Below are 24,480 nucleotides of genomic sequence, written 5' to 3' on the forward strand. Positions count from 1 at the left end.
TACTTGATACGAAGCACACAGTTCAAATTTAGCAAAAATGTTCATACGAAGAATGTCCGCCCCCCATTACGCCAAACCGCTGTTAGGTGCAGTTTTTTTTCGGGTTCATCAATTTTCTGTCGAGTTCTTTTTGCATTTTATTAAGTGGAAAGGATAATTCTCTGTTACTTCTGTAATTTCAAAAAGTCCAAACTGTCCAAATTCTTTTTCTATGGTTTCTCTGTCGTAAAAGAATATTTTAACGCCACCAAACATTTCAAATCTGTCTTTGTCTATGGTTGTTCCTTGTCCATAGGTTACGGCTTGCTTTGTTATTGCCGTAAAAACCATAAATCCATTTTCTGTGAGTTGATTATAACAGTCTTGAATTAGTTTTGTTCTTTCGCTTTTGTCTAACAAGTAAATTAATCCGTAACAGAATATTCCGTCATACAAATTGTTGTCAAAAGGCATTTCTGTTACAGAGCCGTGATAAATTTTCATTTCGTTTCCAAAATGTTTTTTACCTAATTCAATGGCAGTTTCTGAAATTTCAATTCCTGTTACGGTCATTCCGTTGTCTCTGAAAATTTGTGCATTTCGTCCGTAACCAATGCCTGGAATTAAAACACTTTTTGCTTTTTGCTCAACAAAAAAGTCCTTTGTAATTACAGTTGATTTTGCAGGGTTTAAACCCCACATTTCTTGTTTGTCCTTAAATGCTTCTTCCCAAAATTCTGTCATAAATGCCCTGATTGTGTGCAAATTTTATCTTCTAAAATTTCACAATTAAATCCTTGATTTCTTACAGTTTCCATAATTTTATCTGAATTGATTTTATTGCCTTCAATTCTTAAAATAGTGTGTCCGCAAGGAAAAGGAAATTCAGTTTCGTTAAGGTCATAGTTAATTTTCAATTCAAGATTTTCGGTTTGAATTGTGTTTAAAATTCTTTCTGCTTGTATTGCGTACTGAATGTCTGTAATAAAAACTTCTACCATAAAATTAAAATTGTTCTTGTACTAATTCGCCATTCGCTACTGCTCCTGCTATATTTCCACTTGAAACAGCATTAGCAACAGAACGCATCATATTGGAATTGTCGCCACAAACATAAATATCTGGTACAGTTGTCTTTTGAAAAGCTACAATTTTTACATAGCCTTGTTCAGTAAGTTCGCAACCAAGTGAAACTGGAATATCAGAGTGTTGTGTAAATGGAATTGCACCATAGGCAACGTCAAAAGGGATTTTATTTCCGTCTTTAAAAATCAGATTTTTTAGTTGCCCGTTTTTGTGTTCAATTTCTGAAATTTTGGTTTCAATAATTTTTATATTGTGGTTGTTAAGTTTCTCTAATTGTTCTGAACTAAAGTCTGCTTTTCCATTGGTCAAAATCGTAACCTTGTCGCTTAGGTTATTTACCATTGATGCAAGGTGAAACGCTTTTTGTCCGTTTGCTATAATTCCTGTATTTCGGTAACGATGTTCATAACCGTGACAGTAGGGACAATGAATAATCGAAATTCCCCAACATTCCGAAAAACCTTTTATGTCTGGCATTGTGTCTTTTATGCCTGTTGCAAAAATCAATTTCTTTGCTGTGAATTTGTCGTTTGTGTCTGTTGTTATTTCAAAACCATTTTCTGTTTTTACACCACTTGTGGCAAGTCCTTTGTAAAATTTTACGGTTTCGTATCTTTCAACTTCTTGTTTGGCAAGTTCAGAAATTTCTTTTGGTGTTTTGCCGTCTTGCGTTAAAAAGTTGTGTGAATGTGGTGTTTGGATATTACAAGGTTGTCCGTTGTCAATGATTAAAACATTTCGCAAAGAACGTCCTAATGCCATTGCAGAAGAAAGCCCTGCATAACTGCCACCAATTATGATTACGTCAAAATTTTTGTTATCTGTCATTTTGTTATATTTTGTAAATGCTGTCAATGGAAAAGGCAAAGCCAAGGCAGTTAATGCCAAACTACTTTGTTGTATAAATTTTCTTCTTGAAGTCATTTTTTTGCTATTCCGTTCGGCAAAGATAGGATATTTTTTCGTTAATGCGATAAAGTCGCATTAAATTATTGCAAGTTTGTCGCATTAGTATTTTTTGACTAATTTTGTACTATGATGAAACGTAGAAATACCGAAACACAAGAGGCTGTTTTGTCTGTTTTGACAAGCAAAAGAAGGGCAATGAGCCAAGATGCTATTGTAAAGCAAATGGATGTTAATGCTGACAGGGCTACTATTTACAGAATTTTAAACCGTTTTTGTGAAGATGAGATTGTCCATAAAATTGTTGCCGATGATGGCAAACAGTATTTTGCTGTCTGTGTGAAATGTGATGAGATACCTGTTTCAGGAAATCATTTTCATTTTCGTTGCACAAAATGTGAGACTATTGAATGTCTGCCAACACTTGTAGAATTTTCTGTTCCCGAAAAATATATTGTCCAACAAATGAACTGTGTCCTTGTTGGTGTTTGTAAAGATTGTTCGTAGTAGGGTGTCGCTCTAAAATTGCACCTAACTTGCTTATATGTGTAATAAAATTACATAAAGCCTACCCATTTGTGTTGGCTTTTTATAACTGTTGTCACACGAATATAATTTTTTACACTAAAATCATCAAATGGGCTTTTATCAGTTAGCCTATGCTGGCAGGTAGCAGTTGCTTGGTTAAAGAGATAGGGGGACAAGCGTTTATGTGTATGAAGATTGTTTTTATGACAACACAATATGCATAAAACAAAAAAGGCTTCAATAAAATTATTGAAGCCTTTGAGTGTGGAGGACACGGGACAAAAGTCGAACCTTGAAACCTTGTTAAGAGACTTAAACATTATAAATGATTCCATGCACAAAGTAACTAATGTAATTTAGGTATAACGGTTTGCGGCTTGGCGAAGGTGGCGATTTTACCACTGAACTTTCATACGAAGCACACACTTCAAATTTACGATAAACTGTCATACGAAGCACTGAACCGCCACTTTTGCCAAACCGCTGTTATCAGCTGCCCTTCTGTCCGTCCGAAGTGTTGTCGGTCGTGTTTGCATGGTCTGTCTGCGGTGAACTGGTGCGGTTGCTTGCACTCTCTTTTGCTTTTGCTGCGTCTGCCCGTGCGTTGAGGCAAAAGCAAATGTGAGTGCAAATGCGTTGGCTTTAGATGCAGTCGGTTTTGAGTTTGCAGGTCTCTCCATTTTATCCTTTGTAATTCATCAGTCGTAAACTTGTCAAAATTACAATTAGTGTTACTCCTACGTCTGCTGCTATGGCGAAAACCAAATTGCTGTAACCAATAAATGCAAGTGTTATGAATATCAATTTTACCGCTATTGCTCCGATGGTGTTGAATTTTATTCTTCTCAATGTTTTTTTACTTAACTGAATGAGAAACGGAATGAGTGAAAGTTTGTCGTTCATCAATGCAATATTTGCGGTTTCTATTGCTGTGTCGCTACCTGCTGCTCCCATTGCTATTCCTACAGTGGATTGTGCTAAAGCTGGTGCATCGTTTATTCCATCGCCTACCATTGCTACGAATTTATACTCCTGTAAAAGTTCTTTGATTTTGTCGGCTTTGTTTTCGGGTAACATATTGCCGAATATTTTTTTGATGCCTACTTGCTCGGCTACATAGTTTGCTGCTTTTTCGCTGTCGCCTGTTAGCATTATGGGTTCAATATTCATTGCTTCTATTTCTTTTAATGCTGCTGCACTGTCGGGTTTTATTTCGTCCATTAAACCTATAATACCTGCCACACCATCACCAAAACTCACTACTACACTTGTTTTGCCTTGTGCTGAAAGTTCTGCTACAATTTTCTCGGCTTCTTTGTCAACGGGTTGATGTTCTTTTATGAAATCTAACTTGCCTACATAAATTGTTTCGTCTTCACACACCAAACATTTTGCAGTCGCACCTTTGCCCATAATGCTTTTGAAACCTTCGGTTTTGTGCGGTTCAAATCCTTCTTTTTTACTTGCATCAACAATGGCTTGTGCTAATGGGTGTTCTGAAAATATTTCTGCTCCTGCGGTGCAAGCCAAAAGTTCTTCACGGCTTGTTCCGTTTAAAGGAAACACATCTGATACGATTGGATTTCCGAAAGTGATGGTTCGTGTTTTATCTAATGCAATTGCTTTTATTGATGCCAATGCTTCGATGTATTTTCCGCCTTTTACTAATGCTCCTTTTGCTGATGCGTTGCCTATGGCTGCATAGATGGCAACTGGTGTAGATATAACCAATGCACAAGGACAAGCGATAACCAAAAGTGTAATTGCCTGTTGTAACCAATGATTAAAATCTAATTGCATTACAAATACTGGAATAACAAAAACTAAAATTGAGAGCAAAAGCATTACTGGTGTATAATATTTTGCAAATTGCTGAATGAATTTTTGTGTTTCGCTTTTGTTTGCCGATGCTTCAAAGGTGAGGCGAATGATTTTTGAGAAGGTGGTATCAACAGAAAGTTTGGTGGTTTCCATTTCTATGAAGCCATTCATATTAAGAGTTCCTGCAAAAAGATTGTCTCCTTTTCGTTTGTCTTTTGCAATGGGTTCGCCTGTGATGGCGGCTTCATCAACCATTGTTTCGCCTGAAATAATTTTGCCGTCAAGCGGTATCATTTCACCTGCTTTCACCTGAATGATTGTTCCGACTGCAATTTTATCAATGGTAACATTTTCATTTTGTGATTTGACAAATGCGGTCTTTGGTGCTTTGCTTACTAATTCATCTAATGCAGATTTTGAATTTTCTATTCCAATATCTTCTAAGCGTTCACCCAACACATACAACACAACCAAAACTGCTGCTTCGGGAAATTCTTTAAGATAGAATGCCCCGATTACTGCAATTAGCATGAGTAAATTGATGTTGCTGAATTGGAGTTTGAAGATTGCTTTTACTCCGTTCCATAAAACATTATAACCAATTCCTAAAATGAATATGGCGAAAACGAAAGGTGCATACGGCATTGGTATGTGTATGCCGATGATTGATAAAACTTCTAATGCAACTACTATTGTGATTGCTGAAAGAAGAAAAATAAATTTTTTGTCGTTGATGGGTAATTTCATTGTTTTGATTATTTAATTGTTTGATAAATTTGAAAGTATACTTATTGAAAGTGCCACAATAATGGTGTTAAAAAAAAATGAAATTAAACTATGCACCAATACAAATCTTCTTATTGTCTGAGAAGAAATAGTAATATCGGAAACTTGAAAAGTCATGCCGATAACAAATGAAAAATAGGCAAAGTCTAAATAATCTGGTTTTGTTTTAGTAGGAAATTCAATTCCGCCAACATTACTTCCTGTATTTAATGTATTATGGTCGTGATATAGGTGTGCATAACGAATCGTAAACATAGTATGCAATAAAAACCACGATAAAAAAACAGGAGATAGCAAAATAATAAATTGTATTATTTTGTTGGAGGAATATTCATTTTTATGAGTTACAAAAATTAGAGTGCCTAATATAGACAAGCACACTGCGATTATTACAATAAAAAATATTGTTTTAAGTCCGTCATCTTGTTTTTCTACCACCGTGCATAAATCCTCGGAAGTTGTAGAAAAAAATAATAACCACCCTAAAATAATCATTGAAAAACTAAAAGTATTCCAGCTTAGTATTATCCTAAATGGAATTTCAGTTTTAAAAAATGATAAAATTGCAAAAACAATAATTGAAGAAAGAAGACAAATGAGTAATTTTTTTAGCCCACTTAATTTTGCAATTGAAGATAACTTTTTGGGTTTATTTCTCATGAGATTAATATAAAAGTAGAAAGAGAAATTTTTTGTCGTTAATTGGTAATTTCATTGCTTGTATGTGTTTGAATAATGATTAATAAATCTTCGGGTATTTCCATTGGATGCAAAGGTGGAACATTTGCACCACCTGTATTGCCAACAGGTATTTTACCAACGAACGATTTTACTCCACCAAAAATAAGCCTTGGAATTTGCCCAATTATTTCTTTACTGTTTTTTGTTTTTATTCCAAAAAGTAACATTTTCCAGTGGATAAATGAATGTGCAAATGGGTACGGTTGACCAAGTATATGTGCTCTTTCCAAATGTTGCCAACTTTGCTGAAAATGATTTTGTTCAAAATCATTTTCAGCATCTGTTAGTTCTTTTTGGTAAAACGGTTTTAGTGCTAATGGCATTTTTGTGTAGAGTTTCATATCTTTATTATTTTAAGTGGTTTTTTTGATTGAGTACCACTAATTAAAGTTAAAAAATAGGTACCTTGATTTAGACCTGATAAATTAAGAAAAGATAGATTAGAAATATCAGTAAAATTTAAAACTTTTTTACCTGTTACATCTGTTATTATCGCAGAATTGTATTTTATTTTTGATGTACTCAAGTTAAAAAAAAGTATATCTTCAACAGGATTTGGGTAAATAAATAATGGGTCTTCATATTCGATTTCTTTAGCACTTAATATGCCATTTGAATCTAAAGCTATATCCATAAGAGTAGCTATTGATAGTTGTACCATTTTGGAGTAATAAGGTATATTGAATTTACTCAATGAGTCATTTATTTTATGCCAGTTAGGGTTAAAATCATCATTATATTCTTCATTGATTCCAATTGCTGTTAAATTTAAATCCCAAAATGATTTGTGGTCGGTTGCAGGGTCTCCTGGGTTCACAATTTTATACTGCAACCCAATATTGTATAATTTTAATACATTCATGACCCTTTCAGATAGTAGATTTGAGTTTGAAATATTACGAGTATGTATTTCAATTAAGCTATCATTGTTTCCGTCCCAAGCAATCATGTCTAAATTTATATATCCCACAAAATCTCTTACATCATCAGGTGGCCCAAATGCTCTACTCCCAAGTAAACCCTGTTCTTCTTCGTCCCAAAGTGCAAATTTAATTGTGTAAGGAAATTCAAATTGTGAAATAACTCTAGCAGCTTCTAATACTCCTGATGTTCCACTTGCATTATCATCAGCACCTGGATAATGAAATGCTGGATTTCCTGAGCCAACTGCGTCATAATGTCCACCTAAAAGTATATATTTGTTAGATTTGTAACCTTTTTTAGCAGCTAATAAATTTTTGCCAGTTATGCTAAATTGCTGTGAATCTATGTTTAAATTCCAACTTTTAAATAATTGTTTAGCATATTGAAAGGCCAGTTCGTTACCTGAGGTTCCAGATAATCTTGATTTAATTGTGTCCTTTTCGTTTATTCCTTTCATTCCAGTCAAAACTTTGGTGTAATTCACTAAAGAGTCTGAATTAAATAAATTTAAAGCCTCTTGGATTTTTGAAATTTGGCTAAAGGAGTTAACCGAGAATATGAAATTACAAATAGTTATAGCAAAAATTTGTTTAAGTTTACTTGTGGTCATGTGCTCCTCCTTTATTATTAATTCCTAATAAAACAATTGGATCATGGTGTATGTAAATGCCGATGATGGTTAAAACTTCTAAAGCTACTTTTGTTGTGATTGCGGAAAGAAGAAAAATAAATTTTTTGTCTTTGATTGGTAGTTTCATTGTTTGTAATTTTTTGTTTAACTTATAAATAATTTTAACAGCAATCTTTTCCTGTTTGAATAGAAGGACATTTTACTGTGCCATAACTGCAATAAACACAACAGTCGCCTTGTTTCGGTTTTAAAATCTTTTTACAGTTTTCACATTCATAAAAAAACTGGCAGGCATCTGTTGGCATCATTTCTTTTTTCTTGTGTCCGCAGTTTGGGCAAGTAATTTCACTTTCAAGTTCCACTGTCTTACCATCAATAACCTTGCAAGTGTCGCAAGAGCCGTGAAGTTTGTTACGTTTGTAATTCCAAAGTGTGGCGACAAACAAGCCGAACATTCCTGCATACAAAAAGTAAGTCCAGTGGTCGGAGTTGTTGAAATGATAGCCATAGAAAACTAAAAGTCCGCTTGGAATTGCAACAAACAACGGATAAGTGCAACGATGTTTGCGATACGAAAAGTAAAGCCCTGCCACGGAAACTAAAACCATTGCCTGAAAAATCCACATTGTCCATCCTCCAAAAAGTTCGGCACTTCCAAAACCTAATGCTGATGCGACAAACGCAAATAATGGAAAACAGCAAGGAGAAAGTAATGCAGTAAGAAACAGCCCTGCTGTTCCGAATTTGTCTATGTTGTTAGTAAGTTTCATTTTCGTAAATTTTAATGTGCGTGTGCTTCGCCTTTGTTATTCATTTTAGCCAAAATGAAAAATGCTCCATTTACAACTACCTTGCTGTTGGCAGGAATTTCTTTGAGCAAAGTAATTTCACTGTAACCTACATCGGTTGTGCCTTTGCGAACTGGAATTTTTTCAAAAGTTGTTCCTTCTTCTTTGTGTTTAGGTTCTTCTTTTTCACTATGCTGATGTCCGCTTTCATCGTGTTTGTGTTCGGCTGTTTCAGCTTCGCTGTGGTGTTCTTCTTCGCTATGAGCATCGGTAACAATAAAAATATAGTCCTGCCCTTCGTGGTTTACAATGGCGTTGGTAGGCACGGCATCAACGGTGGCATTTTCTAAACTTACCAATGCTGTTATGCTCATTCCGTCAATCAATCCTTGTTTGTTGCCTTTTACCATTGCGTGAACAGCAACAGCTTTGGTGTTTTGCTCAAAGGTGTTACTAATGGCGTAAACATCTGCATCATATTCTTTGCCAGGATTATTGGTAAGGGTAAAATGTATTGTTTGCCCAACTTTTAGTTTTTGCAAATCTTTTTCATACACATACAAATCCAAATGCAGTTGGCTGTTGTCCACTATTTCGGCAATGGGGTTGTTTGCATCTACATAGCTGCCGATGTTTACCATTACATTGCTTATTGTGCCGTTTATGGGGCTTGAAATATTTACAACTGATTGGATATTTTCGCTTGTGAGTGAAGCGGTTTTGATACCAATAAGTTCTAACTGCTTTTGCAAACTCGCTTTTCGGGCTTTCAAAGTTTTCAGTTCTGCATCGGCTGACTGCAAATTTTTCAATGCTCCTGCATTGCCTTGTTGCAATTCTTTTTGTCGGGCAAATTCCAATTGTGCCAACTCTGTTTTTGAAGAAACACTTAAAAATTCCTCTTGCATTGTGATAAAAGAATTGTTTGAAATGGTGGCAATGGTTTGTCCTTTGCTCACCGAATTACCTGTTTGAATCAAAATAGATTTTATTACACCGCCCAATGATGCTGTGGCGTTTGCCATGTTTTGATTTGGCACTTTTAATAATCCATTAGCTTTTAACGAAGCGGTTAATTGTTTTTTCTCGATGCTGCCCAACTCTATTTTTATAGATTTCATTTGCTCGGCTGTAAGCATTGCCGTGTTGGTGTTTTCGTGTTCATCGTGATGCTCTGTTTCTTCTTCCTTCGTTTCGGTTTTATTGCTAGTGCAGGATGCAAATACTATGGATATTGCAATGGCTGCTATGAAGATTAATTTTTTCATTTTTCTAAAATTTATTTGTTGATTAAGAAATTGATGTTGATGATTGATTGATTGATTTGATTGATGGATTGCAGATAACTTAACTGCACATCGGTAGCTGTTTGTAATGCTTGTAAATACTCAATGTAACCAATGTCGCCACTTTTAAAGCCAACCTTTGCTGTGCTGATAATTATTTCGGCATTGGGCAAAGCAGTTGATTTGTAATAGTTGTATTGCGACAAATTCTGGTTGTATTGCTGAAAGGCATTTTGCAACTGGTTTTGTAAAATCAGTTTTCCGTTGTCTGCTTCTTTCTGTAAAGCTTGTTGTTTATAATTAAGCGATTTTATTTTAGAAGCAGTATTGAAAAAAGTAAGTGGAACACTTACCCCTACATTAAAACCTTGAAAGCGTTTGCTACCGTCAAAATTTACATCTGCTCCATTGATGTTTTGCACTCCGATTAACGACTGGTTGAAATAACCCACATTAAAATCGGGCAATGTAGAAGCCGTTTCTAACTTTTTGTTTTGTTCTGCAATTACTGATTGCTGATACAATACTTTAAGCGATGGATTATTTGCAATTAGGGTTGTGTCAAACGAACTGCTTAAAACAAGCGGTTGCCAATTTTCATTTACGGTTATTGTAAAATCTTCGCTTGTATTCATTAGTGTTTTAAGGGAATTGTAAGCCGTTGCAAAATCTGTTTCGTTTTGTTTGAGCAACTGTGAAAGTTGTCCCCGCTTGGTTTCGGCTGTGGTTTTCTCCAACAAATTTGTTTCACCTGTTTTGTATCGCAATGCTGCTGCACTCACAAAATCATTATACAAACTGTCTAAAGATTGCAGTTGCTTTTTAGTTGTTTGAAAATACTGCAACTGATAAAACCAATATTGAACCTGTGCTTTTATTTCGTTGGCTGTGGCTTGCTGTTGCAATTGGCTACCTTGCAACTCTGCTTTATACAAACTTGATTTTGCGGAATAGTAAGTAGGGAATGGAATACTTTGCGAAACCTGAAAAGCCTTGTCCTGATTAATGCTGTTGTATTGCCCAAACTGGAAATTGACATTTGTTTTAGGTAATTCAAACACTGATTTTTTCAAGATGGTAGAAGATTGTACATTGAGTTGTTGCGATTGTAATTCCAAATTGTTTTTCAACGCTGTGCTTATTGCATCATCAACCGAAATGGTTTTTTCAGCAGGTGTTTGAGCATTGGCAGTATTGAATGAAAGCAACGCAAAAACTAAAATAGCTGTTGTATAAATTTTGCTTTTTGACTTTCCAATTTTAGAGAACATTAAATATAACAATGGCAAAACAAAAAGTGTAAGGAAAGTAGCTGAAAGCAAGCCCCCAATTACAACGGTTGCCAAAGGTTTTTGCACTTCTGCTCCAGCACCGTGCGAAAGTGCCATTGGCAAGAAACCAAGAGATGCAACGGTGGCAGTCATTAGCACAGGTCGCAAACGGATTTTTGTTCCTTCTTTTATGCGTTCTAAAATGTCCGTCATACCGTCTTTTTCTAATTGATTAAAAGTTCCAATCAGCACTATTCCGTTTAAGACTGCTACACCAAACAAAGCAATAAAACCGATACCTGCCGAAATGCTGAAAGGCATATCACGAATGAGCAAAGCGAATACACCACCAATTGCACTCATTGGAATGGCGGTATAAATTAGAGCTGCCTGTTTTACTGAACTGAACGTGAAATAGAGCAACATAAAAATGAGTGCTAAAGCTACTGGCAAAGCAATCATTAGTCGCTTGGATGCTGCTTGTAGGTTTTCAAATGTTCCTCCATAGGTGTAATAATAACCTTCCGGTAATTTTACTTTTTCATTCAGTTCTTTTTGTATGTCGGTAACTACACTTTCTACATCTCTGCCTTTGATGTTGAAGCCCACCACTATTCTACGTTTGCCATCTTCACGGCTAATTTGTGCAGGCCCCAATTCCATTTTGATTTCTGCAACTTGGGATAATGGAATTTGCGTTCCGTTGGTAGTTGGGATATACAAATGGCTCACATCGTCAATGTTGTTGCGGTGTGTGCTGTCAAGACGAACTACTAATTCAAATTTGCGTTCGTTTTCATATACAACTCCTGCACTTCCTCCAGCAAAAGAAGTAGAAACAATGTGGTTGATGTCCTCAATATTCAACCCGTAATTGGCAATTTGAGAACGATTGTATTTGATTACGATTTGCGGAAGTCCTGCCACTCGTTCAACACTTGGTTCTGTTGCACCGTCCACACTTTGCACAACTGAATTTACTTTATTGGCATAGTTTAAAAGTGTGTCCATATTTTCACCAAATATTTTTACTGCAACGTCTTGGCGAATACCTGTCATCAATTCATTAAACCGCATTTGTATGGGTTGGTTCTTTTCAAAGAATACCCCAGGGATTGTGTTTAATCTTTCTTCAAACTCTTCTGCCAATTCATCATAAGAAACATCACGTTTCCATTCGCTTTGTGGTTTCAAAATTATCATCATATCCGTTGCTTCGGGTGGCATTGGGTCGGTGGGAACTTCGGCAGCACCTGTTTTGCCAACTACCATTTTTACCTCGTCAAATTCTTTGATAAGTCTTGATGCTTGCATTGAGGTTTCTAAACTTTGTGAAAGTGATGTGCCTTGCGGTAATATGCAATGAAAAGCAAAATCGCCTTCCTGTAAGGTTGGGATAAATTCACCGCCCATTCTTGAAAACAGGAACACGGAAACCACAAATACGGCAACTGTTACACCTACAATTACTTTTTTGAAACGGATTGCTTTTTCCAAAAGTGGTGCATAAATGCGTTGGAAAAAGTTCATCATTCTATCGCTCAATGTTTTCTTGTGCGAAACGTTTTTAGAAAGGAACGCTGCACACATCATTGGAATATAGGTAAGTGATAAAATCAACGCCCCAATAATGGCGAAAGAAACCGTTTGAGCCATTGGGCTAAACATTTTGCCCTCGATACCTACCAAGGTAAGAATTGGAATGTAAACAATAAGGATAATTATTTCTCCAAAAGCGGCACTGCTTCGGATTTTAGATGCGGAAACGAAAACTTCATTATCCATTTCTGATTGTGAAAGTTTGCCGATGGCTTTTCGCATTCCTAAATGGTGCAAAGTGGCTTCTACAATAATTACTGCACCGTCCACAATTAGACCAAAGTCAATTGCTCCTAAGCTCATTAGGTTTGCACTTACGCCAAATACATTCATTAAGCCCAATGCAAACAACATTGATAAAGGAATGGCAGAAGCTACAATCAATCCTGCACGAAGATTTCCAAGAAACAAAACCAAAACGAAGATTACTATTAATGCTCCTTCAATCAGGTTTTTCTCAACTGTGCTGATAGCACGGTTTACCAAATCTGTTCTGTCTAAGTAGGGTTCAATTACTACATCTTTTGGCAATGATTTTTGAATGGTTGCCATTTTATCTTTAATACGGCTTACCACATCGGCACTATTTGCACCTTTCAGCATCATTACAACTCCACCTACTGCATCTACTTCACCGTTGTAAGTCATTGCACCATATCGCACGGCACTACCTAAATGCACTTCGGCAACATCTTTTATTAAAATAGGAATGCCATTAGGATTTGTCTTTACCACAATGTTTTTGATGTCGTCAAACGAACCAATCAAACCAACTCCACGAATAAAATAGGCATTTGGCTTTTTGTCAATGTAAGCCCCGCCTGTATTTTCGTTGTTCTTTTCTAAGGCGGTAAAAATCTCTGGAATGGTTATTCCCATTGCAATAAGTCTGTCGGGGTTTACGGCAACTTCATATTGTTTGAGTTGTCCGCCAAAACTATTCACCTCTGCAATACCGGGTGTTCCATAAAGTTGTCGGGCAACAATCCAGTCTTGCATTGTCCGCAAGTCCATAGCGGTATATTTGCTTTCGCTGCCTTTTTTTGGATGAATGATGTATTGATACACTTCTCCCAAACCTGTGCTAACGGGTGCTAATTCGGGTGTGCCAACACCTTTGGGGATTTTGGTTTCGGCTTCCTTTAGTCGTTCGTTAATCAGTTGTCGGGCAAAGTAGATGTCCACTTTATCGTCAAACACAACGGTAATTACAGAAAGTCCGAAACGGGAAATGCTTCGCAACTCTTCCAAGTCGGGAAGGTTTGCAATGCTTTGTTCGATGGGGTAAGTTACCAACTGTTCAACCTCTTGTCCTGCAAGGGTTGGGCAAACCGTAATGATTTGCACTTGGTTATTGGTGATGTCGGGAACTGCATCAATAGGCAGTTTTGTTGCACTCCACACTCCCCAAACAATGAGTGTAAGTGTCATCAATGCGATGAAGAATTTGTTTTTTATGCTGAACGCAATTATTTTGTCTAACATTTTTTTAATCAGTTTAATGAATGAATACACGATTACTTGCGGTGCGTTAGCACCGTAAGTAGGTTTGTTTTGTTCCGCGTTAGCGGAACATCAGAAATTCATTAACTGATTTTTGGCGGTTGCCAAATAGACAAATACACTTCTGAAACGAAGGAAGCGTTGTAAACTGGGAATTTTTCTAATGAAACAGGAACGTGAAGCGATAAGCTGTAATGCGAAAATGGACTGCTAAAAGATTGTCCGCAGCAAGCACACATACAAAAAGGTGAGCAATTCTCGGTGTCGTTGTCGTGGTCGGAATGGTCGGTTGTGGCAAATGTGGTTTGTTCTCCACTCGGATATTTACAGTCGTCCTTGTCGCTGCACGGCATAACCGCCAAAGCCAACAAGTAAAAACTAAATAAGAGTGTCAAAACTTTTTTCACGGGGCAAATGTAAGGAAAAAATTTGTCGGTTTAGCACAAAACTGTCGGGTGGCACTGGTGCGATAGGGCAAAATAAAATGTGCTGCAAAAGCGGGTCTGCTTGTGGGTGGCTTTGCAGCTCTTTTTATTTTGCGAAGGGATAGCCAAACGGCTTTGCCGAAAATTGCATTGTCGGTCAGTTTATGTCGGTCGGTTAATGGTCGCACTGTCGGGTTTTAGGGTTGCTGATAACGTTTTGCAGATTTGCGATGGGCGGGATTTTTAGCACAAATGTTTATGCGGAGCACAAAACTTTCGGCTACCACTAAACTGTCTGCGGAGAACGAAACCCCGCCTATTGCAAATGTGCTGTTATGTGCTGCCCTTCTTCTCATTGTCGTGGTGCGTAATAAATAATGCAAACACCTAACAACGCAATGGATGCTCCAATGATGTCGTATTTGTCTGGCGTGTAATTGTCAAACTTATAAGCCCAAAGCAATGACATTACAATAAAAATTCCTCCGTAAGTTGCATATACTCTTGCAAAGTTTGCTGTCTGCCAAGTCGCAACAACACCATAAAGAACAAGAATAATAGCACCTACAAGTCCATACCAAAGTGGTTTACCTTCCTTGAGCCAAAGCCACATTAAGTATCCACCACCTATTTCACAAAGGCCAGCAAGAAGAAAAATTGGGATTGATTGTATCATAGTCGTTGAATATTAAAGTCCAAGTTCAGTTGAAATAAAATCTTTTGCTCCGTCTGCACCTGTCAACTCTAACCACGCTTCACTTTTGTCGCCACTTATGGAAAGATTGAAAGTAAAGAAGTCGCAACATTCTCTTTCTGTTTTAATAAATTCGGTCAGTTCGTCAAGCATTTTGTCTGTGCCGGGAAACTTAAAAGCATAACCGTCTTTAAGTTCTTTCTTCTCCGTCATTTGTTCTTTTAAACTGGCAAGAACTGTCTCTTTACGTTTTTGAAGTTCGGGAGTTGTCAGCTTACAAGAAAGTTCGCCTGATTTACTTTTTGCTTTGCAGTCGTCTGAACAAACTGAAGTCGCTTTATTATCTGTTGTCATTTTGGTGTCTGCTGAATTGTTGCAACTTGAAATTGTCAAAGCTGTCAACGTGATTAAAATTATAGTTCGTGTCATTTGTCAAAGTTATTTTTTTCTGTCGTTCGATGTTTGCACTGTCGTCTGTTAGGGTTGCACATAACGTTTTGCAACCTTGCGCAGTTGCCGTGTACGTATCGTAAATCTGTCAACCAAGATAAAAAATAAAAGCGAAACGAAATACTGTATTTAAAGATTATAACGGCAATTGCGCAAGATTGCTGTTATAGCCAGTGGTTCTTTGCTCGAGCTTGTCACCAGTTGTCTTTGTTGAGTTGTCGTGACATTGAGTGTCGGCTGTGCGTTGCGTTTTTTATTTTTTTTGAAGCGTTGGGAATTTTTTAAAAACAATTTTTCTTTTGGTCGGCTTTGCAAGCTCTATTAAAAACTTTGGTCGTGTGTTGGTTTGTGCGGTTTTTAATTGTGCTTGCAAATTGCGTTGGGGTTAATAATTCAAAGTTAGTCCAATACCAAAACCCATGTCGCTGTCATAATGGGTTCTTACGCCCATATTTTTATTTACAATATAACGTAAGTCAAACATAAATTCTTTGTCTGTGTTTACCATAAAACCTGCTCGAAGTCGTTTCGTAATAGGTATATCTTCTCGCATTAACTGAAAACGAATATTTCCGTCTTGATACACTTCTGCCTGTGCTATTATAAGCATTGGTAAAGTGTAGTTTACACCTAAACTTACTTGTGTTCTGTTGTCTTTAGTATTGGTTTGACCAAAAAGATTTTGTTCAATTTCATTATGTCCTAATTTTCTATAACGCCAATCAAAACCGATAAACGGCATTAGCCATTGCATTTTTCCTATGTATCGTCCAATGTGAGTTTCAGTTTCGTAGCCGTGTATGTCGTGATAACCTAATCGCCATTCTGAACCGATGCTCCAACGTGTATTTTGAAGCATAAACATTCCGTCATTACCATTAGTGGCAAAGTCGTTTTCTGCCATAAAATGTGGTTTTCTATCATCGGCAAATAGTTGGCGTTGTGCTAATTTTGGATTTGGTATTAATGGATTGGGTGCTTGATTTTCGTATGTAAAAACCTTGCCCATTCCACTCATCATATGGTATAAAATATGACAATGAAAAAACCAATCGCCTTCTACATTTGCGTTAAATTCTAAAGTGTCGGTTTCCATTGGCATAATGTCCACAATATTTTTTAATGGTGCATTTTTCCCTTGTCCGTTTAACAATCGAAAGTCGTGTCCGTGCAAGTGCATGGGGTGTCGCATCATGGAGCCATTGTAAATAACAATTCGTATGTTTTCGCCTTTTTTAATGAGAATTTTATCGGTTTCTGAAACTACCTTATTGTCCAAGCTCCATACATATCGGTTCATATTTCCAGTAAGTTCAAAACGCAATTCTTTTACTGGTGCATCTTTGGGAAGTTCAGTTTTGGTTGTAGATTTTAGCATTGAGTAATTTAATGTAACAATATCAGTCAAAGCATTTGCATTGTAACGATTGGGGTCGTTATCACTTTGTTTTGGTTTGCTATTGCCTGTTATTTCAGGATACATAACCACATTCATGTCCATTTGATTTAAACTCATGAACATCCCCATATCATCAAGTTCGCCATTCATTTTCATCATGTCGTTCATCATCTTCATGCCTTCAAAATACTTTAATCTTGGTTGTGGTGATTTCAGTTGTTTGATACCGTTTCCTAAGTATAATGATGCCGAATTGGTGCGGTCTTCGGTGGTTGCTAAAAATTCAAAGGCAGTATTTTCTGCTGGAATGGTTACGATAATATCATACGTTTCAGAAACGGCAATAATTAATCTATCCACTTCCACTGGCTCTACATCGTTACCATCACTTGCAACGACTGTAATTTTACCACCTGCATAAGTAAGCCAAAAGTAGGAAGATGCACCACCGTTAGAAATACGAAGTCGAACTTTGTCGCCTGCTTTTAATTGTTCTCCACCAAAGTTTTTAATTTCAGAAATTTGCTTGCCATTAATTAAAATTTTGTCGTAGTAAACATCGCTCACGTCCATTGCCAACATCCGTTTCCATTCATTTTTGAGTTTGGTTTTAAAATGTCCTGCTTTTATTGCTTCGGCATAACTTTGAGTTGCGTTTTTTTTAATAGCGAACCAGTCTGTTGCGTTGTGCAACATTCGGTGTATGTTTTCGGGTTTGTAATCTGTCCACTCGCTTAGTACAATTGGAACAGTAGGTAAATCATCAATGCCTTTTCTGAAATTTTTATCATTTACCTTTTTAAGCATTACAAAGTTTCCATACATTCCTATTTGCTCCTGCAAGCCCGAATGACTGTGATACCAATGTGTACCGTTTTGAATAATTGGGAAACGATAAATATGTGTTGTATTTGGTTTGATGGGCATCTGTGTAAGATTAGGAACGCCATCTTCTTTGTTGGGTAAAAACAATCCATGCCAATGCAATGAGGTTTCTTCCTTTAGCAAATTGTGAACGTGTATTTCTGCCGTGTCGCCTTCGGTAAAAGTGAGGGTAGGCATCGGAATTTGACCATTTACGGCAATTGCTCGTTTTCCTTTTCCTGAAAAATTTACAATGGTGTCTTTTACATAAAGGTCGTAACGAACTATTTTTTGAGCATATATAATCTGAGTTGTTGATAGCAATAATACTATCGGCAACAGTTTTTTATAAATATTTTTTTGAAAATCCATTTTATCAGTTTCATTTTAAAAATGTACTTAATTGTTTTTGCATGTAAAGGCTTGATTAAGCATTTTAAATATTTTGGGCTATCATTTTTTTAAATTAAAAAAGGTATAGTACAGATTGAAATATACGCCATTTGGAGCTGAGCGAATCATAGAGCTAAATAGCTGTTGACGATAGGCTAAATCTACCCGAGCTTGACTATTAAAAATAAATTGTATAGCAGGAACAATATCCAAAAATGATTTCCCATTCTCGTTAATCGTTTGTCCAACAAACTCTACCATCAAGTTTATGTTTGTTTGTTTAAAACTTGTGTATTTTGGGGGATACATAAGTCTTCCAAACGATAATGTATAATTAGTTGCATTGTTTCCAATAGTATTTGGAAAGGGGTAATTCGGTTTGTTATCCTTCGCTTTTTCAAAACTTATACTTGAACTTATAGCCAGTTTCTTTATCAACTTGGTCGCAATAATTCCGCTCTCGACTCCAGTGTTGTGTCCTAAAATTTCTATTTGTTCTTGGTGAATATCAGCCCTATTAAAGCTATATCTTAAATAAGCTGCCATTCTGAAATGACTTTGCAAATCATCAGACGAAAAGAACCGATACTTTGTCATAAAACTGCCACCCTCGGTATATAATTGATTACTGCGGTTACTGATAAATGCTGACCCTCGAAACATCAAATTCTTATTAAGCCCAAAAGTTATTTCGGGCATTAAATGGTAATTATATCCAGTTTTAATTTGCTCTTTAAAAAGCAATTGCATTACATTTATCCCAAGGGAGTTAGCAGGCACATTACTAGCGGGGTCTGTAACTACAAACAACTCTTGACAGTACATATTTTGAAAACAAAATAGTAGTAATATAAAAATTACAATCTTCATTACTTCAACAGTTTAATATGAAAATCATCTTCATTACTTTCTACATATGTTAGTATATCTCTATATGTTTTTGATAATTTTTTGAATTCTTTATCTGTTATATATCCTTTGTCAAGTACTTGAAAGCGTATCGTTGCATCATTGATTGGCTTATCATTTAGCGAAACATAATTTTGTTGGTTAATCGTTTGGGGCATTGCAGTAACAATGAATAGGCCAACAAAAAATCCCGCTTTCTCCACCCTTTCTTTAAAGATTTTTGGAGTTAGATTATTTTTCTTTTTCAGTATAACAATAAAGGTATTTGTATTCAAATCCGTTTGTAAGCTATCAACCCCAGCAATTGATTGAAGTTGTTTAAAAATAGCATTTGAACACATTGAGCAAGTAAGCCCTGTTGCTCTTATTTCAATTTTTAATAGTTGAGCATTACTTTTAATTGAGAATAATAGTATAAGTGTAGATGCGAGTAATATATTTTTTATAAAATTCATTTTTAGTAGTTTATTTATTTTTAGATTAGCACAAAAAGCATTGATGCGCTCATTACAATCATCAAGGCATCTTCAATAATAGTGACAGTACTCATTGGCAAATTGAAAACTACACCCAAACAGGCACATTGTATTTTCCTTTTGTTTAAAACACTTTGTAGAACACCAATGATGCTGATGCTCATTACTATTAATGTTGTGAGGTTTGTAATGAATGGATTGAAGTTGACAGTGTAAGCAATTGCTAAACCCAACTCAACAAAAGTGTAAGCATAAGCCCAAATAGGAATACGCTTTGCCAACACATCGTACATGACATAACTTTCAGCAAAGCCGTTTAGGTTTAGCATTTTGAAAAATGAAAAAACCAAAAAGAAACCTGCCATAAAATGTCGCATCCATTGCATCAAACCTATCATTGGCGAGCTGCACCAAAACTGCATTCACTGTGATATAGAAGAATATCAACAAGATTGGCTTGTAGGTGGCTAACCAACCCATTGTTTGTTCAGCCAATTCGTTGTGATGCAATACCGAAATTTGATATTTTTCGGGCAATGCTTTTTGTAAATATGATAAAGCAATATGCTTATCCATTGTAATTATAGCAGAATTTTCATTTTTAGAAACTTCTACATTAGTTATATTTTCTACCGCTAACAAAGCTGATTTTACTTTTGCTTCGCAACTTGAACAGGTCATTCCTGTTACTTGATAAGTATGTACCATAAATTGAATTTAAAGGTTAAAAACTATGGCACAAAGTTCCGAAGCTATGAGAAAATCGTTGTTGTGTTATTTTGGGTCTGGGTTGTAACATTTATAAGTATTCAATTTGTCTTCGTTTTTTGTCTTTCAATTGTTTGTAATGCGAAGGCGAAAAACCCGTAACTTTTTTGAACTGATTGCTCAAATATGCTACACTGCTGTAATTCATCTGAAAAGCGATTTCACTCAAAGTCAATTCATCATATAGAAGCAATTCTTTTACCTTTTCAATTTTTTGGTAGATAAAGTACTTTTCAATTGTCGTATCTTCTAATTCTGAAAACAAACTGCTTAATGTTGAATAGTCTTGTACCAATTTGTTCGACAAATAATCAGAAAGATTGATAATTAGTTGCGCATTTTGTTGATGTACCAATTCAATTATTAATGTTTTAATTTTATCTATAATTCGACTTTTCTTATCATCAATTAACTCGAAACCAAATTTTTTCAGGTGCTCGCCAATGTTGCTTTTTTGTTGGGATGTAATCTGATCTATGATTTCTACTTCACCCAAATCAACCACTAGTATTTTAAATTCCAGTTTTTCCAACTCAGACTTCACCACCAACTTGCAGCGACTACACACCATATTTTTGATGTATAGTTTCATTTTATTTTTTTATCAATTAAAAGAAATGCATATGTTATTATGTTGGAAACTCTCATTAGTGTATCAAGAAAAATACAAATGAAGAAATGACAACAAAAGCTGTTTTGAATAATTTATTTCCATAATTCCTACTCCTTAATAAATTTTTGATTATAGAATTTGTTATTTGCTAGCACTTGCACAAAGTACACCCCACGGGTTAATGCTTCAACATCGAGGATTAAACTATTTGTATTATTGGCGTGTTGCTTTTTTACAGTTTCACCTAATGCATTTGTAATTATTATTTCGGCATCCTTTAATTCAATATTTGTTTGCAATGATATTTGCGAATTTGTTGGGTTTGGATAAAGCTCAAATTTATGGGTAGGTACCAAAATTGGTTTAATAGCTGTTGGGAGAACTAAACTATTATCAATCATATAAGCCATTTTATTGGCTTTATCTACAAAATAAATTTTTCCGTCAGGGCCTACCTTAACACCCAACGGGTCGGGAGAGGCAATATATTTTAATTTTATTCTTCCAACCTCTCTATAATTATTAGAAATGTTGTAAATAATAATCTCATCGGTTAAATTATCAGTTACAATTAATCTGTCACCATAAACATCTATTCCAATTGGGCTTCCTAATCCGCCAATTAATGTATCTATTTTCGTCAATCCAGAAAATGTGAAATATCCTAAACTCAAATTTTCGCCATTAATCTTAGTCCTTGCCCCACTATTTGAGCCTGTTGTTATATCAATCCGAAATACTCTTTTGCCAACAGGATCGCATCCGTATAAATATTTGCGGTTACCATCAATTACTATGTGTCCGGGAAGTGATGCGTGTTTCGTAAACTTAAAATCCGGATAAACCTGCACTCCGCCTCCGCTATGGTCATCACCTCCAGGCTGATGGGGATTACCAAAATCATATCGCTTTATATTACCCTCATAGCCATCAAGCACCCAATAAATATTATCCTTTTCAAATGCTATACCTTTACCGTATGGGGTTTGATGTATCATACTTAAATGACTTCCATTTTCTGTTTGTGTAGGAGGATTACCAACCACTCCATAAATACTTAAGTCTCCAGGCCAAAGTGTGGCTCCAGTATAAGTTCCTCCTTGTCTGTTGGCATCTACAATATCTTGGGAGGTTGCAAAATTACTTTCTCCAAAAGCCATTGCACTTGCCATTGCCATAAAATGCCAAGAGTTACCATCTTTAACATACTTGAAAGTGCGGCTGCTGCTTTTGGCATTGCTAACAATAAGAGTTGAACCACCTGTGTTATTCGTTCCTTGGTTTAAAATCCAAAGTTCGTTGGGGCGGGTGCTTTGATTTGGGTAAAAATCCAAATCAACAGGAGATACAAGTGAATTGGCTGAACCTGCAACTAAAGTAAAAACATTTTTGGTTGAATCGGTTACATAAGCATCAATGCTTTGCTGCGAAAAAGCAGCGGTGTTGCATAATCCTAACAGAACTAGGCAACTGATTTTTATCTTTTTCATGTTGAATTTGTGTTTTAAATATTAGTTATTAGAAAGGATTGCTGTATTCTTGATTACTTAATAAGGCGTCATCTGTAAGCGTGTGTAAAAATTTTATCAAAGCAGCTTTGTCCGCTTCTGTTAGCATCAACCCTTTTTCGCGCGTTTGTTCTAATGCAGGATCAAGTGTTGACGATACTTTTAAACCATTGTTATAATGATTAATTACTTGTTCTAAAGTTTTCATGCTGCCATCAGACATGTAGGGTGCGGTTAAAGCAATGTTGCGAAGTGTTGGAACTTTAAACTTTCCTTTGTCTGCTGAGTTATTGGTTACTTTTTGCCTGCCAATATCAATTATTTCACTTTCGGCTTTAGTTCCATTATTCATGTATTGATCGTTTTCAAAATTATCACCACCATGGCAATGGGCACAATCAGCCCCCGATTCTTGCGGAAAAAATGGATTATACTCTGTAAAGAATAATTTTCGTCCTCTTTCTTCTATCGAATCTAAAGTAACTTCGCCTCTCAGATATCTGTCGTACTTGGCATTGTTTGATACTATGCTGTTCATAAACTGTTCAAGCGCAAGCGATATTTTTTCAGCCGTTATTTCTGATGAACCAAAAGCACGTATAAATTGATCTTTGTACATCTGCGAAGCTTTCAATTTAACTACCACATTGTCTAAAGTTTCATCCATTTCTAATTCATCTTGTATAGGCATCAGCGATTGGTGACGCAACAAATTTGCCCGCCCATCCCAAAAAAACCCGTTGGTATTCCAAGCCATATTGAAAGCACTCATGGCATTGCGCTTACCCTGTAAGCCTTTTATTCCAATTGAAAATTGTGCAGTATCATTAAAAGCAAATTGCTGCTGATGACAACTGGCACACGATTGAGTGTTGTTTCTCGAAAGTTGTGTTTCGTAAAATAGCATACGTCCTAATTTTACCCCTTGCATGGTTAGCAAATTATCTTTGGCAATGGGTGGTTCTGGAAATTTTCCATAGTTTAAAAAATAGGGAGTTGCATCATATGTTGCTATTGGTTGTTGGTTGTCAACAGGCGTATCTTTTTTACAAGCAATTGTAAAAAGCACTACGGAAATGATGCAGGATAAGCCTACTCTGATTAATTTATTCATGTGTAAATTTTTTATTTTGTAAAAACTCGTAATCTGTTAATGTTTCTAAAAATTGAACAAGGTCATTTATTTCTTTTTCACTCAATCCTAGCGGTTTTATGAATGTGCTTTTATTGGGATGTGGCTGCCCACCGTTATTGTAATGCTCCACTACCTTAAAAAGATTTGGCATAGAGCCATCGTGCATGTATGGTGCTGTTACCGATGCGTTACGTAAACTTGGCACTTTAAATTTACCTAAATCAAAGGCATTATTGGTAAGGCGCATCCTGCCAATGTCTTTATAATTTTGGTACAAGCCATTGTTTTGAAAAGCATAATTGGTAAAATTAAAGCCAGCATGGCATGCAATACAATTTGCTTTGCCCAAAAATAAGTTTAAACCATTTAGTTGGCTTGTATTTAGGCTTGCTTGCCCATTCTTATATCTGTCATAAAGTGCGTTCCCACTCAGTAATGAGCGTTGAAAATTTGCCAATGCCCTGATAATTACATAATAATCTAAAGGTCTATCGTAGGCTGCATTACTCATTTGTTGGTAGCCTTGATTTGATTTAAGTCGCGCCTCAATTTCTACAATATTAAAATCAAACTCATTATGCTCTTGTATAGGCACTAAGGCTTGCATTTCCAATGTGGGCACACCACCCTCACGGGTAAAATAAGGATGGTATGCAATGTTGGCAAGTGATGGAGTATTTCTAGCATTTAGCCTTTTTTCAACACCTTTGCTTGTTATTTCATTATCAGCCATACTAAATGCCAACTGGTGGCACGAACCACAACTTACCTCATTGGTACGTGATAATGCCTTCTCATAAAATAACTTTTTTCCCAAGCTCCAACGCGCAAACGTGTAATAATTGTCTATTGGATAATTAATTTTTGGAAAATGTGCAGGTATTATAAAGCTGGTATCCTCCCGAACGAGTTCATTCTTTACCTCTTCACTTTTTGTGCAAGCAGTAAAGGTTGCCATCAGCAATAAAAAAATAAATGAACTTGTTCGTTGCATCAT

24 protein-coding genes and 2 pseudogenes are annotated in these 24,480 nt (G+C 36.1%); 2 read left to right on the plus strand and 24 right to left on the minus strand.

Features of this window, described 5'->3' with window-relative positions:
- Positions 1-108 precede the first annotated feature (108 nt).
- The 3 genes from V4538_00625 to V4538_00635 are packed head-to-tail and all read right to left on the minus strand — an operon-like array spanning position 109 to position 1,989.
- Positions 109-723: a class I SAM-dependent methyltransferase gene (locus V4538_00625; protein ID MES2379513.1), complete on the minus strand. Its 615-nt coding sequence runs from the start codon at positions 721-723 to the stop codon at positions 109-111.
- Positions 720-980, minus strand: coding sequence for a hypothetical protein (locus tag V4538_00630; protein ID MES2379514.1), 261 nt, complete (start codon positions 978-980; stop codon positions 720-722). The genes V4538_00625 and V4538_00630 overlap by 4 nt, the downstream gene beginning before the upstream one ends.
- Before the next feature lie 4 nt (positions 981-984).
- On the minus strand, positions 985-1,989 hold the full coding sequence (locus V4538_00635) for an NAD(P)/FAD-dependent oxidoreductase (GenBank protein ID MES2379515.1): 1,005 nt from the start codon (positions 1,987-1,989) through the stop codon (positions 985-987).
- A 114-nt stretch (positions 1,990-2,103) separates the two neighbouring features.
- Here V4538_00635 and V4538_00640 point away from each other — a divergent pair, with 114 nt between their 5' ends.
- Both V4538_00640 and V4538_00645 read left to right on the plus strand, forming a co-directional pair.
- Complete coding sequence (locus V4538_00640; GenBank protein MES2379516.1) at positions 2,104-2,478, plus strand: transcriptional repressor; 375 nt, start codon at positions 2,104-2,106, stop codon at positions 2,476-2,478.
- A 237-nt stretch (positions 2,479-2,715) separates the two neighbouring features.
- The gene (locus V4538_00645; GenBank protein ID MES2379517.1) at positions 2,716-2,859 is read left to right on the plus strand and encodes a hypothetical protein; all 144 of its coding nucleotides are present in this window, start codon (positions 2,716-2,718) and stop codon (positions 2,857-2,859) included.
- A 321-nt stretch (positions 2,860-3,180) separates the two neighbouring features.
- Here the strand turns inward: V4538_00645 and V4538_00650 are convergent, their stop codons facing one another.
- The 21 genes and pseudogenes from V4538_00650 to V4538_00750 all read right to left on the minus strand — a co-directional run bounded on the left by V4538_00650 (position 3,181) and on the right by V4538_00750 (position 24,480).
- Positions 3,181-5,067 carry a cation-translocating P-type ATPase gene (locus V4538_00650; GenBank protein ID MES2379518.1) on the minus strand — a complete coding sequence of 629 codons (1,887 nt, stop codon included), beginning with the start codon at positions 5,065-5,067 and terminating at the stop codon, positions 3,181-3,183.
- A gap of 12 nt (positions 5,068-5,079) precedes the next feature.
- A complete protein-coding gene (locus V4538_00655; GenBank protein MES2379519.1) occupies positions 5,080-5,766 on the minus strand; it encodes a DUF1345 domain-containing protein in 687 nt (228 codons plus the stop codon).
- Positions 5,767-5,804: 38 nt separating this feature from the next.
- On the minus strand, positions 5,805-6,188 hold the full coding sequence (locus tag V4538_00660; GenBank protein MES2379520.1) for a DUF3703 domain-containing protein: 384 nt from the start codon (positions 6,186-6,188) through the stop codon (positions 5,805-5,807).
- Positions 6,185-7,381: a M20/M25/M40 family metallo-hydrolase gene (locus tag V4538_00665; protein ID MES2379521.1), complete on the minus strand. Its 1,197-nt coding sequence runs from the start codon at positions 7,379-7,381 to the stop codon at positions 6,185-6,187. The genes V4538_00660 and V4538_00665 overlap by 4 nt, the downstream gene beginning before the upstream one ends.
- Positions 7,368-7,529, minus strand: a complete 162-nt coding sequence (locus V4538_00670; GenBank protein ID MES2379522.1) for a hypothetical protein — start codon at positions 7,527-7,529, stop codon at positions 7,368-7,370. Before V4538_00670 ends, V4538_00665 begins: the two co-directional genes overlap by 14 nt.
- A gap of 34 nt (positions 7,530-7,563) precedes the next feature.
- Complete coding sequence (locus tag V4538_00675) at positions 7,564-7,764, minus strand: GDCCVxC domain-containing (seleno)protein (GenBank protein MES2379523.1); 201 nt, start codon at positions 7,762-7,764, stop codon at positions 7,564-7,566.
- A gap of 66 nt (positions 7,765-7,830) precedes the next feature.
- Positions 7,831-8,172 (minus strand): annotated as a pseudogene (locus tag V4538_00680) (MerC domain-containing protein).
- Between the two features lie 11 nt (positions 8,173-8,183).
- A complete protein-coding gene (locus tag V4538_00685) occupies positions 8,184-9,458 on the minus strand; it encodes an efflux RND transporter periplasmic adaptor subunit (protein ID MES2379524.1) in 1,275 nt (424 codons plus the stop codon).
- An 11-nt stretch (positions 9,459-9,469) separates the two neighbouring features.
- A complete protein-coding gene (locus V4538_00690) occupies positions 9,470-13,831 on the minus strand; it encodes a CusA/CzcA family heavy metal efflux RND transporter (GenBank protein MES2379525.1) in 4,362 nt (1,453 codons plus the stop codon).
- Positions 13,832-13,932: 101 nt separating this feature from the next.
- On the minus strand, positions 13,933-14,244 hold the full coding sequence (locus V4538_00695; protein MES2379526.1) for a DUF6660 family protein: 312 nt from the start codon (positions 14,242-14,244) through the stop codon (positions 13,933-13,935).
- A gap of 227 nt (positions 14,245-14,471) precedes the next feature.
- Entirely contained in the window at positions 14,472-14,630 is a 159-nt protein-coding gene (locus V4538_00700; GenBank protein ID MES2379527.1) for a hypothetical protein, read from the minus strand.
- Complete coding sequence (locus V4538_00705) at positions 14,627-14,950, minus strand: YnfA family protein (GenBank protein ID MES2379528.1); 324 nt, start codon at positions 14,948-14,950, stop codon at positions 14,627-14,629. The genes V4538_00700 and V4538_00705 overlap by 4 nt, the downstream gene beginning before the upstream one ends.
- 12 nt (positions 14,951-14,962) lie before the next feature.
- Positions 14,963-15,322 (minus strand): hypothetical protein, encoded by a 360-nt coding sequence (locus V4538_00710; GenBank protein ID MES2379529.1) that lies wholly within the window; start codon positions 15,320-15,322, stop codon positions 14,963-14,965.
- A 481-nt stretch (positions 15,323-15,803) separates the two neighbouring features.
- Positions 15,804-18,053: a multicopper oxidase domain-containing protein gene (locus V4538_00715; protein MES2379530.1), complete on the minus strand. Its 2,250-nt coding sequence runs from the start codon at positions 18,051-18,053 to the stop codon at positions 15,804-15,806.
- A gap of 81 nt (positions 18,054-18,134) precedes the next feature.
- Positions 18,135-18,944 carry a hypothetical protein gene (locus V4538_00720; GenBank protein ID MES2379531.1) on the minus strand — a complete coding sequence of 270 codons (810 nt, stop codon included), beginning with the start codon at positions 18,942-18,944 and terminating at the stop codon, positions 18,135-18,137.
- Positions 18,944-19,438, minus strand: coding sequence for a heavy metal-associated domain-containing protein (locus tag V4538_00725; protein ID MES2379532.1), 495 nt, complete (start codon positions 19,436-19,438; stop codon positions 18,944-18,946). Before V4538_00725 ends, V4538_00720 begins: the two co-directional genes overlap by 1 nt.
- Before the next feature lie 20 nt (positions 19,439-19,458).
- Positions 19,459-20,167, minus strand: a pseudogene (locus tag V4538_00730) (MauE/DoxX family redox-associated membrane protein).
- Between the two features lie 91 nt (positions 20,168-20,258).
- Positions 20,259-20,819, minus strand: coding sequence for an AraC family transcriptional regulator (locus V4538_00735; protein MES2379533.1), 561 nt, complete (start codon positions 20,817-20,819; stop codon positions 20,259-20,261).
- Between the two features lie 128 nt (positions 20,820-20,947).
- Entirely contained in the window at positions 20,948-22,330 is a 1,383-nt protein-coding gene (locus V4538_00740) for a T9SS type A sorting domain-containing protein (protein MES2379534.1), read from the minus strand.
- A gap of 28 nt (positions 22,331-22,358) precedes the next feature.
- Complete coding sequence (locus V4538_00745; protein MES2379535.1) at positions 22,359-23,462, minus strand: cytochrome c peroxidase; 1,104 nt, start codon at positions 23,460-23,462, stop codon at positions 22,359-22,361.
- Positions 23,455-24,480 (minus strand): cytochrome c peroxidase, encoded by a 1,026-nt coding sequence (locus V4538_00750; protein ID MES2379536.1) that lies wholly within the window; start codon positions 24,478-24,480, stop codon positions 23,455-23,457. Before V4538_00750 ends, V4538_00745 begins: the two co-directional genes overlap by 8 nt.

It is taken from the genome of Bacteroidota bacterium, assembly GCA_040388375.1.
In the GTDB taxonomy this organism is placed as follows: domain Bacteria; phylum Bacteroidota; class Bacteroidia; order UKL13-3; family UKL13-3; genus JAAFJM01.

Excerpts from the sequence above, each read along its gene's own strand:
- V4538_00700 (MES2379527.1), bottom strand. The coding sequence starts at position 14,630 with ATGAGAAGAAGGGCAGCACATAACAGCACATTTGCAATAGGCGGGGTT.
- V4538_00660 (MES2379520.1), bottom strand. The coding sequence starts at position 6,188 with ATGAAACTCTACACAAAAATGCCATTAGCACTAAAACCGTTTTACCAA.
- V4538_00735 (MES2379533.1), bottom strand. The coding sequence starts at position 20,819 with ATGAAACTATACATCAAAAATATGGTGTGTAGTCGCTGCAAGTTGGTG.
- V4538_00625 (MES2379513.1), bottom strand. The coding sequence starts at position 723 with ATGACAGAATTTTGGGAAGAAGCATTTAAGGACAAACAAGAAATGTGG.
- V4538_00650 (MES2379518.1), bottom strand. The coding sequence starts at position 5,067 with ATGAAATTACCCATCAACGACAAAAAATTTATTTTTCTTCTTTCAGCA.
- V4538_00670 (MES2379522.1), bottom strand. The coding sequence starts at position 7,529 with ATGAAACTACCAATCAAAGACAAAAAATTTATTTTTCTTCTTTCCGCA.
- V4538_00655 (MES2379519.1), bottom strand. The coding sequence starts at position 5,766 with ATGAGAAATAAACCCAAAAAGTTATCTTCAATTGCAAAATTAAGTGGG.
- V4538_00740 (MES2379534.1), bottom strand. The coding sequence starts at position 22,330 with ATGAAAAAGATAAAAATCAGTTGCCTAGTTCTGTTAGGATTATGCAAC.
- V4538_00745 (MES2379535.1), bottom strand. The coding sequence starts at position 23,462 with ATGAATAAATTAATCAGAGTAGGCTTATCCTGCATCATTTCCGTAGTG.
- V4538_00635 (MES2379515.1), bottom strand. The coding sequence starts at position 1,989 with ATGACTTCAAGAAGAAAATTTATACAACAAAGTAGTTTGGCATTAACT.
- V4538_00705 (MES2379528.1), bottom strand. The coding sequence starts at position 14,950 with ATGATACAATCAATCCCAATTTTTCTTCTTGCTGGCCTTTGTGAAATA.
- V4538_00725 (MES2379532.1), bottom strand. The coding sequence starts at position 19,438 with ATGAATTTTATAAAAAATATATTACTCGCATCTACACTTATACTATTA.
- V4538_00640 (MES2379516.1), top strand. The coding sequence starts at position 2,104 with ATGAAACGTAGAAATACCGAAACACAAGAGGCTGTTTTGTCTGTTTTG.
- V4538_00690 (MES2379525.1), bottom strand. The coding sequence starts at position 13,831 with ATGTTAGACAAAATAATTGCGTTCAGCATAAAAAACAAATTCTTCATC.
- V4538_00685 (MES2379524.1), bottom strand. The coding sequence starts at position 9,458 with ATGAAAAAATTAATCTTCATAGCAGCCATTGCAATATCCATAGTATTT.
- V4538_00630 (MES2379514.1), bottom strand. The coding sequence starts at position 980 with ATGGTAGAAGTTTTTATTACAGACATTCAGTACGCAATACAAGCAGAA.
- V4538_00665 (MES2379521.1), bottom strand. The coding sequence starts at position 7,381 with ATGACCACAAGTAAACTTAAACAAATTTTTGCTATAACTATTTGTAAT.
- V4538_00645 (MES2379517.1), top strand. The coding sequence starts at position 2,716 with ATGCATAAAACAAAAAAGGCTTCAATAAAATTATTGAAGCCTTTGAGT.
- V4538_00715 (MES2379530.1), bottom strand. The coding sequence starts at position 18,053 with ATGGATTTTCAAAAAAATATTTATAAAAAACTGTTGCCGATAGTATTA.
- V4538_00710 (MES2379529.1), bottom strand. The coding sequence starts at position 15,322 with ATGACAACAGATAATAAAGCGACTTCAGTTTGTTCAGACGACTGCAAA.
- V4538_00750 (MES2379536.1), bottom strand. The coding sequence starts at position 24,480 with ATGATGCAACGAACAAGTTCATTTATTTTTTTATTGCTGATGGCAACC.
- V4538_00720 (MES2379531.1), bottom strand. The coding sequence starts at position 18,944 with ATGAAGATTGTAATTTTTATATTACTACTATTTTGTTTTCAAAATATG.